At 49.1% G+C, this 14,823-nt stretch carries 10 protein-coding genes; 5 read left to right on the top strand and 5 right to left on the bottom strand.

Annotation, left to right across the window (positions count from 1 at the left end):
- Nucleotides 1-67 precede the first annotated feature (67 nt).
- The gene (locus ACXAH4_RS09625; RefSeq protein WP_474881677.1) at nucleotides 68-1,084 is read right to left on the bottom strand and encodes an isoaspartyl peptidase/L-asparaginase family protein; all 1,017 of its coding nucleotides are present in this window, start codon (nucleotides 1,082-1,084) and stop codon (nucleotides 68-70) included.
- 130 nt (nucleotides 1,085-1,214) lie between these two features.
- Here ACXAH4_RS09625 and sbcB point away from each other — a divergent pair, with 130 nt between their 5' ends.
- Nucleotides 1,215-2,645: an exodeoxyribonuclease I gene (sbcB, locus tag ACXAH4_RS09620; RefSeq protein WP_474881675.1), complete on the top strand. Its 1,431-nt coding sequence runs from the start codon at nucleotides 1,215-1,217 to the stop codon at nucleotides 2,643-2,645.
- Between the two features lie 87 nt (nucleotides 2,646-2,732).
- Nucleotides 2,733-4,394 (top strand): DUF342 domain-containing protein, encoded by a 1,662-nt coding sequence (locus tag ACXAH4_RS09615; protein ID WP_474881673.1) that lies wholly within the window; start codon nucleotides 2,733-2,735, stop codon nucleotides 4,392-4,394.
- A 28-nt stretch (nucleotides 4,395-4,422) separates the two neighbouring features.
- Here ACXAH4_RS09615 and ACXAH4_RS09610 read toward each other — a convergent pair whose 3' ends face one another.
- From ACXAH4_RS09610 to ACXAH4_RS09595, 4 genes are all read right to left on the bottom strand, one after another.
- Nucleotides 4,423-5,817: a transporter substrate-binding domain-containing protein gene (locus ACXAH4_RS09610; protein ID WP_474881671.1), complete on the bottom strand. Its 1,395-nt coding sequence runs from the start codon at nucleotides 5,815-5,817 to the stop codon at nucleotides 4,423-4,425.
- Between the two features lie 252 nt (nucleotides 5,818-6,069).
- Entirely contained in the window at nucleotides 6,070-6,603 is a 534-nt protein-coding gene (locus ACXAH4_RS09605; protein WP_474851337.1) for a PEP-CTERM sorting domain-containing protein, read from the bottom strand.
- 60 nt (nucleotides 6,604-6,663) lie between these two features.
- Nucleotides 6,664-9,759 carry a S8 family serine peptidase gene (locus ACXAH4_RS09600; RefSeq protein ID WP_474881778.1) on the bottom strand — a complete coding sequence of 1,032 codons (3,096 nt, stop codon included), beginning with the start codon at nucleotides 9,757-9,759 and terminating at the stop codon, nucleotides 6,664-6,666.
- Between the two features lie 454 nt (nucleotides 9,760-10,213).
- Nucleotides 10,214-11,389, bottom strand: a complete 1,176-nt coding sequence (locus ACXAH4_RS09595; protein WP_474881669.1) for a thiolase family protein — start codon at nucleotides 11,387-11,389, stop codon at nucleotides 10,214-10,216.
- Nucleotides 11,390-11,628: 239 nt separating this feature from the next.
- Between ACXAH4_RS09595 and ACXAH4_RS09590 the strand changes: the two genes are divergently transcribed.
- Genes ACXAH4_RS09590 through ACXAH4_RS09580 form a run of 3 tightly spaced genes read left to right on the top strand, consistent with a single transcriptional unit; the run spans nucleotide 11,629 to nucleotide 14,823 of the window.
- Nucleotides 11,629-12,036 carry a MerR family transcriptional regulator gene (locus ACXAH4_RS09590; RefSeq protein WP_474844355.1) on the top strand — a complete coding sequence of 136 codons (408 nt, stop codon included), beginning with the start codon at nucleotides 11,629-11,631 and terminating at the stop codon, nucleotides 12,034-12,036.
- Nucleotides 12,033-13,202 carry an isovaleryl-CoA dehydrogenase gene (locus tag ACXAH4_RS09585; RefSeq protein WP_474881668.1) on the top strand — a complete coding sequence of 390 codons (1,170 nt, stop codon included), beginning with the start codon at nucleotides 12,033-12,035 and terminating at the stop codon, nucleotides 13,200-13,202. The genes ACXAH4_RS09590 and ACXAH4_RS09585 overlap by 4 nt, the downstream gene beginning before the upstream one ends.
- A 13-nt stretch (nucleotides 13,203-13,215) precedes the next feature.
- Complete coding sequence (locus tag ACXAH4_RS09580) at nucleotides 13,216-14,823, top strand: carboxyl transferase domain-containing protein (protein ID WP_474881667.1); 1,608 nt, start codon at nucleotides 13,216-13,218, stop codon at nucleotides 14,821-14,823.

Genomic DNA, 14,823 nt, shown 5'->3' with positions numbered 1-14,823 from the left:
GTTACTTTCAGCCTAGACCCTCCGTGGCCCGGACGCGAATAAATTCAGCCGGATTTGTACATAATTTTTACAATATTTCCCACCGCTCAAAAATGCCCACGGAAAGAACACCTTTACCGTCAATTTTTGCTCTGTACATGCCCGCTGAGTTAAACGGTGCTGCAATATTGCCTTCTTTATCAATGGCAATAATGCCGCCGTCACCGCCCACCGGTTTGAGCACATCAAAAATAACTGTATCAGACGCCTCTTTTAACGTTGTGCCCTGATATTTCATACGGGTACAAATATCTGCTGCAACATGATAACGGATGAAAAACTCACCATGCCCCGTCGCCGACACCGCACAACTCTCGTTGTCAGCCCAGGTTCCGGCACCAATCACGGGCGAATCGCCGATGCGGCCGTATCGCTTGGCAGTCATACCGCCGGTTGAAGTGCCAGCTACCAGATTGCCTTCGCTGTCGAGCACAACCGCGCCCACTGTACCGAAACGTTCATTGCCTTTCTGACCGCCGTACAAACCTGCACTTTCCATACGGGCTTTTACTTTTTTGAGTGATTCAAGGCGTCTTTCAGTGTCAAAAATGTGGTTATCCACCAGCGTCAGCCCCTGCTCTTCTGCAAAAGCTTCTGCCCCTTCACCGGATAGCATGACATGGGGAGATAAGTGCATGACGGCCGATGCTGCAGCGATTGGACTCCGGATGGTTTTTACGCCCGCCACCGCACCGGCGTTATGGGTGCCGCCGTGCATTAATGAGGCATCCAGTTCGTGTTCACCTTCCCAGGTATACACTGCCCCAATGCCGGCATTAAACAACGGTGAGGTTTCCAGAATTTGGATGGCAGCAATTACTGCCTTTTCACCGGGTTCGCCCTGCTCAAGCAAAGCGTAGCCTGCTTTTGCCGCCTCGCTGAGGGTATCTTTGTAGGCTTTTTCCAGTTCCGGCGTGAAATTCTTCTGTAAAATGGTTCCGGCGCCGCCGTGGATAACGATTGCCACCGGTTTTTCTTCAGCCGCCACTACCTGCGAACTTAATGTCAGAGCGCCGCATATCACAGCTGCGAGAAACGTTTTCATTCCTTTTCCTTATTGTTGTTCATGTTTTACATCGTCCGGAGGATCAGTTCATCAGCCGCAAACTGGCTTGCACCCTGCTGCGCTGGTATAGTGCCCCGCGTAACGTTTTTCTAATGGATTTTATTTACCAATGACACAATATGCGCCATCAATGCTATGGCACGATTACGAGACCTGGGGCGCTAACCCGCTCAAAGATACCCCTTCTCAATTTGCTGCCATCCGTACCGATGCAGAATTAAATGTTATTGGAAAGCCCGTTAATATTATGGCGCAAATTGCCAATGATGTGTTGCCCCACCCTCAGGCTTGCCTGATCACCGGCATCACACCACAGCAATCACTGCGTGACGGTATGATTGAGGCTGATTTCGCCAGACGTATCCATGAAGAAATGAGCCAGCCCAACACCTGCGTGGTTGGTTATAACAGTATTCGCTTTGATGATGAAGTCAGCCGCACCCTCTTTTATCGCAACTTTTATGACCCTTATGGCAGAGAGTGGCGAAACGGCAATTCCCGCTGGGATATTATTGATCTTGCCAGGGCCTGCTATGCCCTGCGCCCAGAGGGTATTAACTGGCCGGTGAGAGACGATGGTACACCGGTATTCAAATTAGAAGAACTGGCCAAAGCCAATGAACTGGAACATAGTCAGGCTCACGATGCACTTTCGGATGTTCGCGCTACTATCGCGCTGGCAAAATTGATACGGCAACATCAACCAAAACTTTATGACTATGCGTTTTCATTGCGCAGTAAACATGCCGTATTAAAGCAGATTAATCTGCAGCAGCCTTCTGTGCTGTTGCATATTTCGTCTAAAATTCCCGCCAGTCAGGGTTGTTGTACCTGGGTAATGCCAATTGCCATGCACCCCGTTAACAGTAATGCCATTATCGCCGTCGATTTGTCTCAGCCCATAGAACCGCTGTTAAACGATGATGCAGATACCATCCGGGAAAAGCTGTATACACCAGCTTCAGAGCTGGGGGATGAACCCCGTCCCGGTCTAAAGCTTATTCACATCAACCGGTCGCCTTTTGTCACAACGGCAAAAGCCATGACGGAAGAAAATGCTGAACGGCTGGGGCTGAACAGAGAGCAGTGCCTGGAAAATTACAAGCGTTTAGCGGCCAGCGATATCACACAAAAGTTGTCTGATGTGTATAACACGCCTCATGATGACGTTGATAATGACGCCGATCATTCCCTTTACAGTGGTGGATTTTTGTCAGATGAAGAGCGCCGCTGGTGTGAGCAGGTGCATGCCAGCGCACCGGAAGCGCTTGACCGGCTGGCATCACAAACACAGAACCAGACCTTAAAAACCCTGCTGTTCCGTTATCGTGCACGTAATTATCCTTACACGCTGAATGCTGATGAAATGCACCGCTGGCAGGCACACAGACAATACAGGTTGACTGATAAAGATTCGCCCGCCACGGTTACCCTCGAACTGTTTATGATGGAACTGGAAACGCTGGCGCATGAGCATCAGAACGATCCGAACAGACAAGCTATACTCAGGGCGCTATATCAATACGCTCAAAACCTTTGACCTCATCGCAACTGTCACTATAAAGTAGACTAAAGACGTAGTAGCAGTTTGCCGATATGGTATTGGCGTAGTCTCATGGAACAGAAGATGAAAGGTATTTCTTTCAGTTACAACAGCGATACTCAGTTTGTCACCCTTAGCTTACTTCCTGCCGAAATGGAAAAGGAAGCAGATCTGAGCACCATTAAATCTGAATTAGCCAGTGGTGCTTACAGCGATTTTTATCTGTCAGAAAAAGCCCTGAAATCAGCATGTGACAAAGCAAACCTTTATCATAAAACCGGCGACAAGACGCCGGTTACCGCAGACATTGCTGAATTGCGTCATGCAGAAGTCGACTTTGTTATCAGTGAAGACAACATGCACGCCACTTTGCGGCTTACCGCTCCCTACGGCGGCAGAATGCCTAATGCCATTACTATCCGTAACCTCGCCTGGAAACAGCGCATACGCCGTGGCGTGGGCATGCGCCACATCAATATGCTATTGAAAGAAGCGGAAAAAGCAGAACCCGGCCAGGTGCTCAATGCTGTAGTGGCCAGGGGACTCCCTCCCAGAAACGGAAAGGGTTCAAGATTTATTCCGCTGGTCCCGAATGCACTTGAGCGGGTCCTCAAGCCTCAGACCAGTGACGGCGAAAAAGCGGATCTCCGGAATCTTGGCGACGTCGTCTGTGTGAAAACCGGCACACCGGTAGTGCGCAGAACAGCACCGACTCAAGGCCGTAAAGGCTATGACGTTAAAGACACGGTACTTTACCCCAAGCCCGGTGAATGGCTGGAATTTAAAATGGGTTCCGGTACCGCCGTCAGTAATGAAGATGAGAACATGCTGGTGGCGACGATTTCCGGGATGCCGAAATACCATGAACATCGCATGAATATTGACGACACCTTTATTTGCAATGGTGTCAATGTGGGCAGCGGACATGTCACCTATGACGGTGCTGTTCTGGTGAATGGTGATGTTGCAGAGAAAATGAAAATCAAAGCAACCAAAGACATCACGATTAACGGCTTTGTTGAATCTGCAATCATTGAAGCCGGCGGCGATATCATCATCACTGAAGGTGCAATGGGTAAGGTTACCGATAACGCTGAAGGTTATGCATGCACGCTTATCGCAGGCGGCAGCATTCACGTTCAGCATGGCCAGGGGCTGTATATTATTGCCGGTAAGAATATTACCGTGGGCAGACAAATGGCCTACAGCCGCCTGAAGGCCGGTGGTTCTGTCACTGTAGGAAACATATCCAAACCAATGGGTAATCTGTTTGCCTGTGAAATTGTGTGCGAAGACAAAGTTGAAGCCGGCACACTGGGCGCGATTTCAGGCAGTACGCTGAAAGTAGATTTTACTGGGGGGATGAGTGCATTGATGGAGCGTAAAGAAACCATTGATGAACTGCTACGCCAGCTACGGGAGAATAACTCCCGCCACCGCGAGAAACTGGAGGTCATCTCCGGTCGTACCATCCATAAAGATTTAAAGCACAAAATAACCGAAGCAAAATCTCTTCTGAATAATGAAACAGCGTTATTAAACTGGCTGGAACTGAAAGCGTCGGAACTGAAAAAGCTGAAAACGCAATATGAAAACCGTATTCAGTTAAAGGCCAACAAACGAATTTACGCCGGCGTATCAGCCAAACTGAATAACCGTAACTGGCGCTCAGAACGGGAATACGAACGCTGCAAAATCCGCTATGAAGGCCATCAGTGGCACTATGAGCCGGATACCTCCGGCTAAGCCTCTGCCGGCCTTACTCTACCAAAACCTACTCTGCCAACGCGACTACGTTGCCGCCCTGACGACGGGAAGCACTGAGAGCTCTGTTAAGGTCGTCGTTCCATTCGGAATAACGTTGGCCGCTCTGCAGTTCAGCCACTCCTGTGATAAAAATGATTGTAGGATCTGCTTCTGCTTTCAGACACTCAAGTAAACGGTTCGCCAGGCTGTCGCCTGCCGCAAGGTTCGTTTGCGGTGATAAAATCATAAACTTATCAGGTTCGCACCTTGCCGTAATATCCACATCTCTTACTGTGGTTAAGCAAGCACTGGTGAGTCGTTTACATAGACTGTCTGTGTGTGCTCCTGCCCTGAGTTTATTACCGTTCTCAGTAATTTCAATCGCAATCAGTGTACAGGGAGTCTGGAAACGCAAATGCCTTGAGATCTCTTCTTCAGCCTTTTGCATGAAATAATTGCGGTTGTATAAGCCGGTTACTTCATCCCGCGTGGATAAAAACTCCAGTGTACGGTTCTTTTCAAGTAACGAAGACTGCAAGCTTTCAATTTCATCGTTTTTCTGGCTGATTTGGCGCTGGTAACTGCTAATTACCCGTTTTCGCCAGGCGGCTACAGCAACAAGTGCAATAGCGATAAACACGATACCGAGCACAAACCCATACCGGCTCTGCTTTACCTGACGAACAGCATTCCAGCGTTTATAAATATCAACTTTACGGGATTCAGGTATAGACGAAATCGCCTTATTCAGTAAAGGAACCAGTTCGGCATGATTCTTATTCACACCAAAGGAAAGCATATCAAAAGGCTCGGCAAAACCGACAATTTGCAGATCTGAAAAGTCGTGAGCGTTTATTGCAGAATAAACGCCCATCAGTGAACCCACCATTAAATCGATGTCGCCTTTAGATAGCTTTTGTAACCCGCTCACCTCAGAATCAACATACTCCGTAAGCAAATCAGGATAGTAGCGGGCAAGGTATTCCGCATGCCTGAAACCGCTGACCACACCGACGATACGATTGCCGACACCTTCAAACCCCTGAACGATAGGCGTACCGTTACGGCCTACCAGTACGTTAGGTACTTCTATATACGGGGTAGTAAAGTTCAAAAAGTGGCTTCTTGAGGGTGTACGGTTGATCATTGTCGTCACCATACACGCACCGGACTCTACAGCCGCAAGCGAATCCTGCCAGCTCTCCGTGGGGATGAGTTCGAACCTGAGATGAGAGAGCTTACTGATAACATCGAGATAATCTGCGGAGATCCCAATATGTTTGCCGTTACGCATGGCTTCATAAGGCATCCAGTCGGGATCGATACAGTACGTGACAACCTGTTCTCCGGCAGCAACGGCCACCGGCACCTTGCCGGCTAAAGCAACCAGCGCAAGAAACAGGAATAAATACCGTTTTGACAAACAAACAACCTCGGGGAAATGGAAAACTACCGGTGGCAAACTCACTGAACGCCAACGGCTACAGGTTAACGACTTATTCTTAATAAGGAAAGTGCCGGTACAAAGATCATAGTATCTCCCGGCATTTACAAGTGATGCAACGGTTGCGCCGGACCGACCTGTTTATCTGACTGAGCAGATAAAATGGATGTAATTAATGAGGAATAAAAAAAGGCCTTCATCGGGAAGGCCTTAATCATAACAGTAAACTGCTTACGCGCGACGACGGCGTACCATCATGCCGCCGAACGCCAGAGCAAACAGTGCCAGCACTGAAGGTTCAGACAGACTTACTGAGTTAACAACCATTACGTCATCTTCAAATGCTTCTAACTGATAATCGCCGGCAAAGAAAATAGCTACGTAATTATCAATTGTGGAGAATGCATCGTAATAAACGCTGTAGTACCAGGGGAAATCATCCTCTGCATCTACATATAAAAATTCAACGCCCGCGAAGATATTATCTACATCGACAACAGCTTCGAAATCGTTCAAAACGGGGTTCCAGCCGTCTGCCAGAGGGATATAGAAATCAACCAGGTTAAACGCCAGGCCATCATAAGTGCTGATTGCCCCCATCCCTGAATTGATCAGGCTGTTATCCAGTTCGAGGTCATAAGAAATGATTTCAAGACCACCAACATATACAGACTGAGAGATAATTGCAGCCTGACTTTGCGCTGCAAACATCATTGAACAACAAGCCAGTACGGCTGCGCTAAAGAGTGCTTTTAGTTTTTTCATGTTACTTCTGCCTTTTTAATGTGTGGGTACAGTGAAAATCACTGTACCCGTTTCCTCTGATTATTGTTTTACAGCTTCAACGATTGTGGTGCCCTGTTCCTGGCCATCACCATCGAAGAACGTCACGGTACCCATGTAAGGTACGCCAGACGCAAGACCGCGGGTAATGATACGAACGTCATTAAGGCGTCCGTCAACCGCACGGGATGACATGCTGAAACGGCTGCTGCTGTCTTTACCACCGGCTACCCATACAGGCATCTGGAAGTCAGTTTCCGTCGCGCCATTCAGATCCCAACCGTGAACCCAAACGATATAGACATCACCAACGCCAACATTAGCTGCCGGCTCAGGATTCATCAGAACAACATCTTCATCAGAACCACCGAATGCAGACACACCAACTTCTGAACATAACCAGCCTTCACAGCGGTAAACGTAAAGGTCAAGGTCAGTACCGCTTTGTTCTACCAGTTCGTCACGTAAGCTGAAACGGGCCATGGTGGTCCCTTCAGGGATGTGGAACAAGGTAGTAGACAAACCGTCTTCGTTGAATGCGAACGAGCTGTCAGGATCTTGCTCAACGGTGCTTGTAACCACTTCAGGTGCAACCAGACTTGCGTAGTCGATACTTGCACGACCGGTATAGTTCATTCCCACTGAGAAGAAACCACGGCCACGGGAGTTCAGACCTACAGAAACGCTCTCAGGTGCAGAAATGTTCTCATCCGCTGCCGGCATAATTGCTACCGGGCTGCGAACAACTTTACCGTTATCACCCTCAAGTACCACTGCACCGAAGATCCATTCATCAAGAACAGTTTCTTCTGTTTTCGCTACTGTCAGTGCGAATGCTGAGGTGCCGTTTGCTGCAACTTCTACCACACCGCCCTGAACCGGCGTAAGCTCGCTGTTATAGCCCTGAACAGAAACATCCAGTGAATCCAGACCTTCAATTGAAATGGTGTAAGTGCTGTCTGCACCAGTTACGTCAGAAACGTAACGGTAGATAGTTTCAGCACCGGACAATTCACCGATAGCAATTGACGGATAGTTCAGCTGACTTGGATCAGTCGGGAAGTAATTGGCCTCATAAGTGGCACAATCATAACCTGACTCGCTGATAACAAATGATTCTTCGTCCAGACCACACATAAAGCCCATGTAATCGAAGAAAGAAGCATCAAAGGTTAAGCCGGGTTCCATAGCAGAAACCGGTGCAGCATGACCAGCACCAAAATCAAACGGATCAGCCGGTGTGCTGCCATCTTCTTTGGTGACATCCTGATAAGCAGTAGTCATAAGTGCAGATTTAACCTGAGCAGGAGTCCAGTCAGGATGCTGATCGATAAGCAGCGCTGCCATACCGGCAATGTGCGGGGAAGACATTGACGTACCGCTTAAGTAAGCCACTTGCTTACCCTGCTCGCCGAACATTGGCGTGTCAGTGGTTGCAGCCAGGATGCGAACACCCGGGGCTGTGATATCCGGCTTAATAACATCCAGTGTAGAGGCATTCGGGCCACGGCTTGAGAAATCAGCCATGATATTGCCTGTTTCCTCTTGTTCAACGTAGGTACCGGCACTCATTGTCACGGTCACATTGCCGCCTTCAACCGCTGAAGAGTTCAGCATGCTGCCCACAGCTTCAGTAACCATACCGCCGGGGATGCCGCCGACAAAATCGCCGCCCATTACGGTCACACCGCCGCCATTGTCATAGACCACGACAGCAGTCGCACCTGAATCCAGTGCACGGCTAACTTTTTGCGAGAATGCACAGGAACCACGCTGAATTAACGCAATGTTTCCTGAAATATCATCAGCGTTATCAAGTGGCGTAGATGCTGCACCGTCAAAACAGGCCAGCAGTGGTTCAGCTACAACTAGTGAACCGGTCACAGGACCTGTTTCACTCAGTGGTTTTGTAATTGAACCTTCGGTAAATGCAACCGTACTGGTTTCATCGAACTGGGTGACTTCAAGACCATTTACAACAGTTGTACCGTCATAAGTCGAGGCGCCCACTGTGGTTACCCAGGGAGCAGGTGTGCCGGTGGTAGATGCTGCAGGGCCAGAGTTACCGGCTGAAACTGAAACAAATACACCAGCCTGTGCCGCACGTAACATGGCTGCAGTAGAAGGCACGGTCAGGTCAGTCAGACTGCCACCGATGGAATAGTTGAGTACATCCACACCATCAACAATAGCCTGTTCAATTGCAGCCATACTATCGCCGTAGAAACAGCCGGCTTCGTCACCGCCTTGCGGGTTAACGTAGTCAGAGTTCCAGCACACTTTATACATGGCAACACGGGCACGCGGCGCGATACCGGACATTACGCCAATTTCAGTGCCGTTCATTACAGCAGACACGCCTTCGTTACCGGCAGCAGTACTGGCTGTGTGACTACCGTGACCATCGGCGTCACGGGGAGACATAAATTCACCTAACTCTGTTTGAATGTCATAAACAGACTGGAAAGTCTCAGGGAAGAAACGTGCACCGATAAGTTTGTTGTTACAGGCAAATGTGCCTGCCTGTGCTTCTTCACCGGTATCACAGGCACCCTGCCAACCGATGTCAGCCGGATCGGAGTAAGAGCCGTCATCAGCAAAACTCGGGTTTTCCGGTGTGATACCCGTGTCAAGAATACCGACAATCACATCTTCACCTTTAATACCCAGAGTATGCTGTCCACCCGCGCCGGTAAGGCCGAGGAACTCAGGAGTATTAGCCGTGTCTACTTTCACCATCTGATCTTCCCAGACGCTGGCGACTTCAGGATTAGCGCGTAATGCTTTTGCCTGGGCAGGCGTTAACTTTGCTGAAAATCCGTTAAAGCTGTGAACATAGTTATGGATGATTTTAACGTTACCCACGGCGGCTGCTGCGGCACGCTGGTTGCGTTTTAATTTGCTGGTGTAATTGCGGATTTGTTTGGTGTCTGAGGCGTATTGGTTACCCCTCGATGCGACGTGTTGTTTATTTGGGATGAGCTCCCCGATTTCCTCTGCGTAGGTGATACCTGGTGCCTGCTTCATCTGGATGATGTAAACACCGGAACCCTTTTTGACATTAGCTTGGTTTCCTGAAACAGAAAACTTCGTCAGGTCCTGGGCTGGAATCTGCTGAGCAGTTACTGTGGTAGTCATACCCGCGGTAACAGCCATAGAAACCATTGTTCCCAATAGTTTTTTCTTAAATGTCATTTATTGCGTCTCCCATTGACACTTTTTTTGTTTTGCGGCTTCCTTCAGAAGATAAAACATCAGTTTTACCGCATCGGGAATTATTCCTGCCTGAATCTGCGTTAACGCATTTACAAACGTGGAACCCGCTTTCTGGATTTACTGCATTTATTATTATTCCCCGATTTTTATTTACTTCTTCCATGTCATCGGAGGTCTGATATTTATACAAAATTCACACCACGTGTTCTATCTTCCTGATCTTTATAAGATATATCAAGCAGGAATATATAACCTGTTGCTAATTTGTAAATTTTCTTGACGCTTAAAAGGTTATTTATTAATCAAATCATAGAGATAAAAAAAGGCAGTACATGATTGCACTGCCTTTATATTCAGTAACTAAGGTACGCAACCATCAGCACATTTCAACGGCAAGGGCTACACCTTCGCCACCACCGATACATAAAGAAGCAATACCTCTCTTCGCTCCTTTGTTAGCCAGTGCGTGGATAAGCGTCACCAGAATACGGGCACCGGATGCACCAATAGGGTGACCTAACGCACAGGCACCACCATTAATGTTCACCTTCTCTGCATCCAGACCCAGCTTTTGAATGGCCAGCATGGTTACCATGGCAAACGCTTCATTGATTTCCCAAAGATCGACGTCTTCTTTAGACCAACCGGCCTTATCGAGCACTTTTTCCATTGCACCTACTGGAGCAACAGTGAAGTTTTCAGGTTCAATGGCATTGGTAGCGTGCGCCACCACTTTGGCCAGTGGTGTCAGGCCAAGTGACGCGGCTTTCGATTCAGACATCACCAGCAGGGCTGCAGCACCATCGGAAATTGAGCTGGAGTTTGCCGCTGTGACCGTACCGTCCTTTTTGAATGCAGGGCGCAATGACGGAATCTTATCAGGACGGGCTGAACCCGGTCCTTCGTCAGTATCAACCACCACATCGCCTTTACGGGTAGAGATGGTAATAGCAGAAATTTCATTGCCAAACGCACCGGTGTTGATAGCTTCGTTCGCGCGGGAAAGTGAAGTTAACGCGTATTCATCCATCTGACCACGGGTCAGTCCTTCACTGTCAGCGGTATCCTGCGCAAAGCACCCCATGGCTTTACCATCATAGGCATTCTCAAGTCCGTCCAGCATCATATGATCAAGTACCTGACCATGCCCCATACGGTAACCTGTGCGAGCTTTTGGCAACAGGTACGGTGCATTACTCATACTTTCCATGCCACCGGCTACGACGACTTCTGCGCTGCCGGCTTTGATCAGGTCGTGGGCCAGCATCACGGCTTTGAGTCCGGATCCGCACACTTTATTGAGGGTAATTGCACCGGCAGATAAAGGCAGTCCTGCTTTCAATGCAGCTTGTCTGGCCGGCGCCTGACCCAGACCGGCAGGTAATACACAGCCCATAATAACTTCATCAATCTGACTCAAATCCACATCTGTACAAATTGACTTGATCACTTCAGCACCCAGCTCCGTCGATGGCACAGAAGACAAACTGCCATTGAATCCACCCATAGGGGTACGTTTTGCTTCCACAATTACTACCGCTTCATTGCTCATAGTTGTATTGCCTCACTTATTTTAGGAAGTTCAGGTACTGCACAAATTATATTCAGTACATCATATATCACCGGAAAACGTAACAGAAACTTTGCACTTATTGACGTTACAATTTTCTTACTTTACCTTAACGTTAACTACAATTTACGTTAACGTAAACCTGTATTAAGACAGTTTCTCAGTCGTCATGCCTGTTACGGGCCGGGCATACAGGTTAACGACACCGACAAGGCGCAGTCATGACAAACAACAAAGAAGAGCAAACTTTTACCATCGGAGAACTGGCAAAGGAGTTTGATATAACACCCAGATCCATCCGTTTCTATGAAGAACAAGGACTTATTACACCTTCAAGAACCGGGCAGAACCGCATCTACAATAACAAAGACAGGGTGAGGTTAAAGCTAATTTTACGTGGTAAGAGGTTGGGCTTCTCGCTGGCGGAAGTGAACAACCTTTTCGAACTTTACGACACAAATCCGGATTCAGCCATACAGCTGGAAACGATGCTCAGCATGACGGAACAAAAGCGTGCGGTACTTCGTCAGCAACTCGAAGACATTCAGATGTTGATGGGTGAACTTGATGAAGTTGAAGCACGCTGCCGTGAAGAGCTGGCAGAATTAAAACGAGGACACGACAGATGATAACACCCTACCCCACATTGAATTTTGGTCTGGGCGAAGAAATCGACATGCTCAGAGAACATGTGCATCAGTTTGCTCAGCAGGAGATTGCACCGCTGGCGACAGAAGCGGATGAAGTAAGCCGTTTTCCCAATCAGTTATGGACAAAATTTGGTGACATGGGGTTACTGGGTGTCACGGTGGATGAAAGTTATGGCGGTGCCAACATGGGGTATCTTGCACACACTGTCGCCATGGAAGAAATCAGCCGCGCTTCAGCCGGAATTGGTTTAAGTTACGGAGCGCACTCAAACTTATGTGTAAACCAAATTTTCCGTAACGGTTCTGAGGCACAAAAAGAAAAATACTTACCGGCACTGGTGAGCGGCGAGCATATCGGGGCGCTGGCGATGAGTGAACCCGGCGCCGGTTCTGATGTGGTTTCCATGAAGCTGAAGGCCGAAAAGCGAGGCGACAAGTACATCCTCAACGGCAATAAAATGTGGATCACAAATGGTCCTGATGCCCATACCTTTGTTATCTATGCAAAGACTGACACACAGGCCGGCCCCAAGGGCATTTCAGCGTTCATTGTTGAGCGTGATTTCCCGGGATTCAGCCGTGCACAAAAACTCGACAAGCTGGGTATGCGCTCTTCCGATACCTGCGAACTGGTGTTTGAAGACTGTGAAGTGCCGGCAGAAAATCTGATGGGCAAAGAAGGCGAAGGCGTCCGTATTTTAATGAGCGGACTGGACTATGAGCGCCTTGTGCTGTCCGGTGGTCCGCTGGGTATCATGCAGGCTTGTATGGACATCGTCGTACCCTATATTCATGACCGGAAGCAGTTTGGTCAGTCTATCGGTGAATTTCAGCTTGTACAGGGCAAAATTGCCGATATGTACACGCAGATGAATGCCGCGAGGGCCTATGTGTACACCGTTGCAAAATCCTGCGATCGCGGGGAAACCACACGAAAAGATGCTGCAGGTGCCATTTTGTACTCGGCGGAACTGGCTACCCGTATGGCGCTGGACGCCATCCAGTTGCTGGGTGGCAACGGCTATATCAATGAGTACCCTACGGGACGTTTACTCCGCGACGCGAAACTTTATGAGATAGGCGCAGGTACCTCTGAAATCCGCCGGATGCTCATCGGCCGCGAACTGTTCAAAGAATCTGAATAAGTAAGGAGGGGTTATGCCCGTTCTGCGTTCTACTGTGAATTCTGCATCGGCAGAATTTAAAGATAATGCCGCCTGTATGCGCCGTCTGACAGACGATCTTAAAGCCAAAGTCGCTCAGATTTCTCAGGGCGGCGGCGAAAAAGCCGTGGAGAAACACCATGCCAGGGGGAAACTACTGGCCCGTGAACGTATAAACGTTCTTCTGGATGAAGGCTCTCCGTTTCTGGAAATCGGACAGTTTGCAGCCTGGGAAGTGTACGACGATTACGTACCCTGCGCCGGCGTAGTCGCCGGGATCGGGCGCGTGGCCGGCCTGGAGTGCATGATTGTTGCCAATGATGCCACTGTGAAGGGCGGTACCTATTACCCGCTCACAGTCAAAAAACACTTACGGGCGCAAACCATCGCGGAAGAAAATCATTTGCCCTGTATTTATCTGGTAGATTCCGGTGGCGCTAACCTGCCCCGTCAGGATGAAGTATTTCCCGACCGCGAACACTTTGGCCGGATCTTCTTCAATCAGGCCAATATGTCAGCGCAAAATATTCCGCAAATCGCTGTGGTAATGGGCTCCTGTACCGCCGGTGGTGCGTACGTACCGGCCATGGCCGATGAAAGTATTATTGTACGCGAACAGGGCACCATTTTTCTCGGCGGTCCTCCGCTGGTAAAAGCAGCAACCGGTGAAGTGGTCAGTGCTGAAGAACTGGGCGGCGGCGATGTGCATACCCGTACTTCAGGCGTTGCCGACCAGCTCGCTAATAACGATCATCATGCACTGGAGCTGGCACGCAATGCTGTCGGTAGACTGAACCGGCAGAACCGGTATCAGGTGGCAGAACAAAACTGGGAAGAGCCACGCTATCCGGCATCAGACATCTACGGCATCGTGCCGGAAGGCTCGCGGAAAACCTATGATGTCAGAGAGATAATAGCCAGGATCACAGACGGCTCTGAGTTTGATGAATTCAAACCCCTCTACGGCACAACACTGGTTTGCGGCTTTGCCAGCATTTTCGGTATGGAAGTAGGTATTGTCGCCAATAATGGCATTCTGTTCGGCGAAAGTGCGCTGAAAGGCGCGCACTTTGTACAGTTATGCGCAACACGCAAGACTCCGCTTATTTTCCTGCAGAACATCACCGGTTTCATGGTGGGTAAACAATACGAAGCTGGCGGCATTGCTAAACACGGAGCGAAAATGGTCACCGCAGTGGCATGCGCCAAAGTGCCGAAAATCACGGTTCTCATAGGTGGCTCGTTCGGCGCCGGCAATTATGGCATGTGTGGACGCGCTTATGATCCGCGATTTTTATTTATGTGGCCGAATGCCCGCATATCAGTGATGGGCGGTGAACAGGCTGCAGGCGTTCTGGCGCAGGTAAAACGTGACCAGAAAGAAAGTAATAACGAAAGCTGGACTGACGATGAAGAGCAGGCCTTCAAGCAACCGGTTATCGATACTTATGAAAAGCAGGGACACCCCTACTATGCTTCCGCGCGCCTGTGGGATGACGGTGTGATTGACCCTGCCGATACCCGCAAAGTGCTGGGAATGAGTTTGAAAGTCGCCCTGAATAAACCCGTTGAAGAAACACGCTTCGGCGTGTTCCGCATGTAA

The sequence above is a fragment of the Alteromonas sp. ABV2_168 genome (assembly GCF_056161165.1).
Note: the sequence above shows the minus strand (reverse complement) of the source record. Positions and strands in the feature narration are given on the sequence as shown.

Excerpts from the sequence above, each read along its gene's own strand:
- ACXAH4_RS09625 (WP_474881677.1), bottom strand. The coding sequence starts at position 1,084 with ATGAAAACGTTTCTCGCAGCTGTGATATGCGGCGCTCTGACATTAAGT.
- sbcB (WP_474881675.1), top strand. The coding sequence starts at position 1,215 with ATGACACAATATGCGCCATCAATGCTATGGCACGATTACGAGACCTGG.
- ACXAH4_RS09615 (WP_474881673.1), top strand. The coding sequence starts at position 2,733 with ATGAAAGGTATTTCTTTCAGTTACAACAGCGATACTCAGTTTGTCACC.
- ACXAH4_RS09605 (WP_474851337.1), bottom strand. The coding sequence starts at position 6,603 with ATGAAAAAACTAAAAGCACTCTTTAGCGCAGCCGTACTGGCTTGTTGT.
- ACXAH4_RS09600 (WP_474881778.1), bottom strand. The coding sequence starts at position 9,759 with ATGACTACCACAGTAACTGCTCAGCAGATTCCAGCCCAGGACCTGACG.
- ACXAH4_RS09595 (WP_474881669.1), bottom strand. The coding sequence starts at position 11,389 with ATGAGCAATGAAGCGGTAGTAATTGTGGAAGCAAAACGTACCCCTATG.
- ACXAH4_RS09590 (WP_474844355.1), top strand. The coding sequence starts at position 11,629 with ATGACAAACAACAAAGAAGAGCAAACTTTTACCATCGGAGAACTGGCA.
- ACXAH4_RS09585 (WP_474881668.1), top strand. The coding sequence starts at position 12,033 with ATGATAACACCCTACCCCACATTGAATTTTGGTCTGGGCGAAGAAATC.
- ACXAH4_RS09580 (WP_474881667.1), top strand. The coding sequence starts at position 13,216 with ATGCCCGTTCTGCGTTCTACTGTGAATTCTGCATCGGCAGAATTTAAA.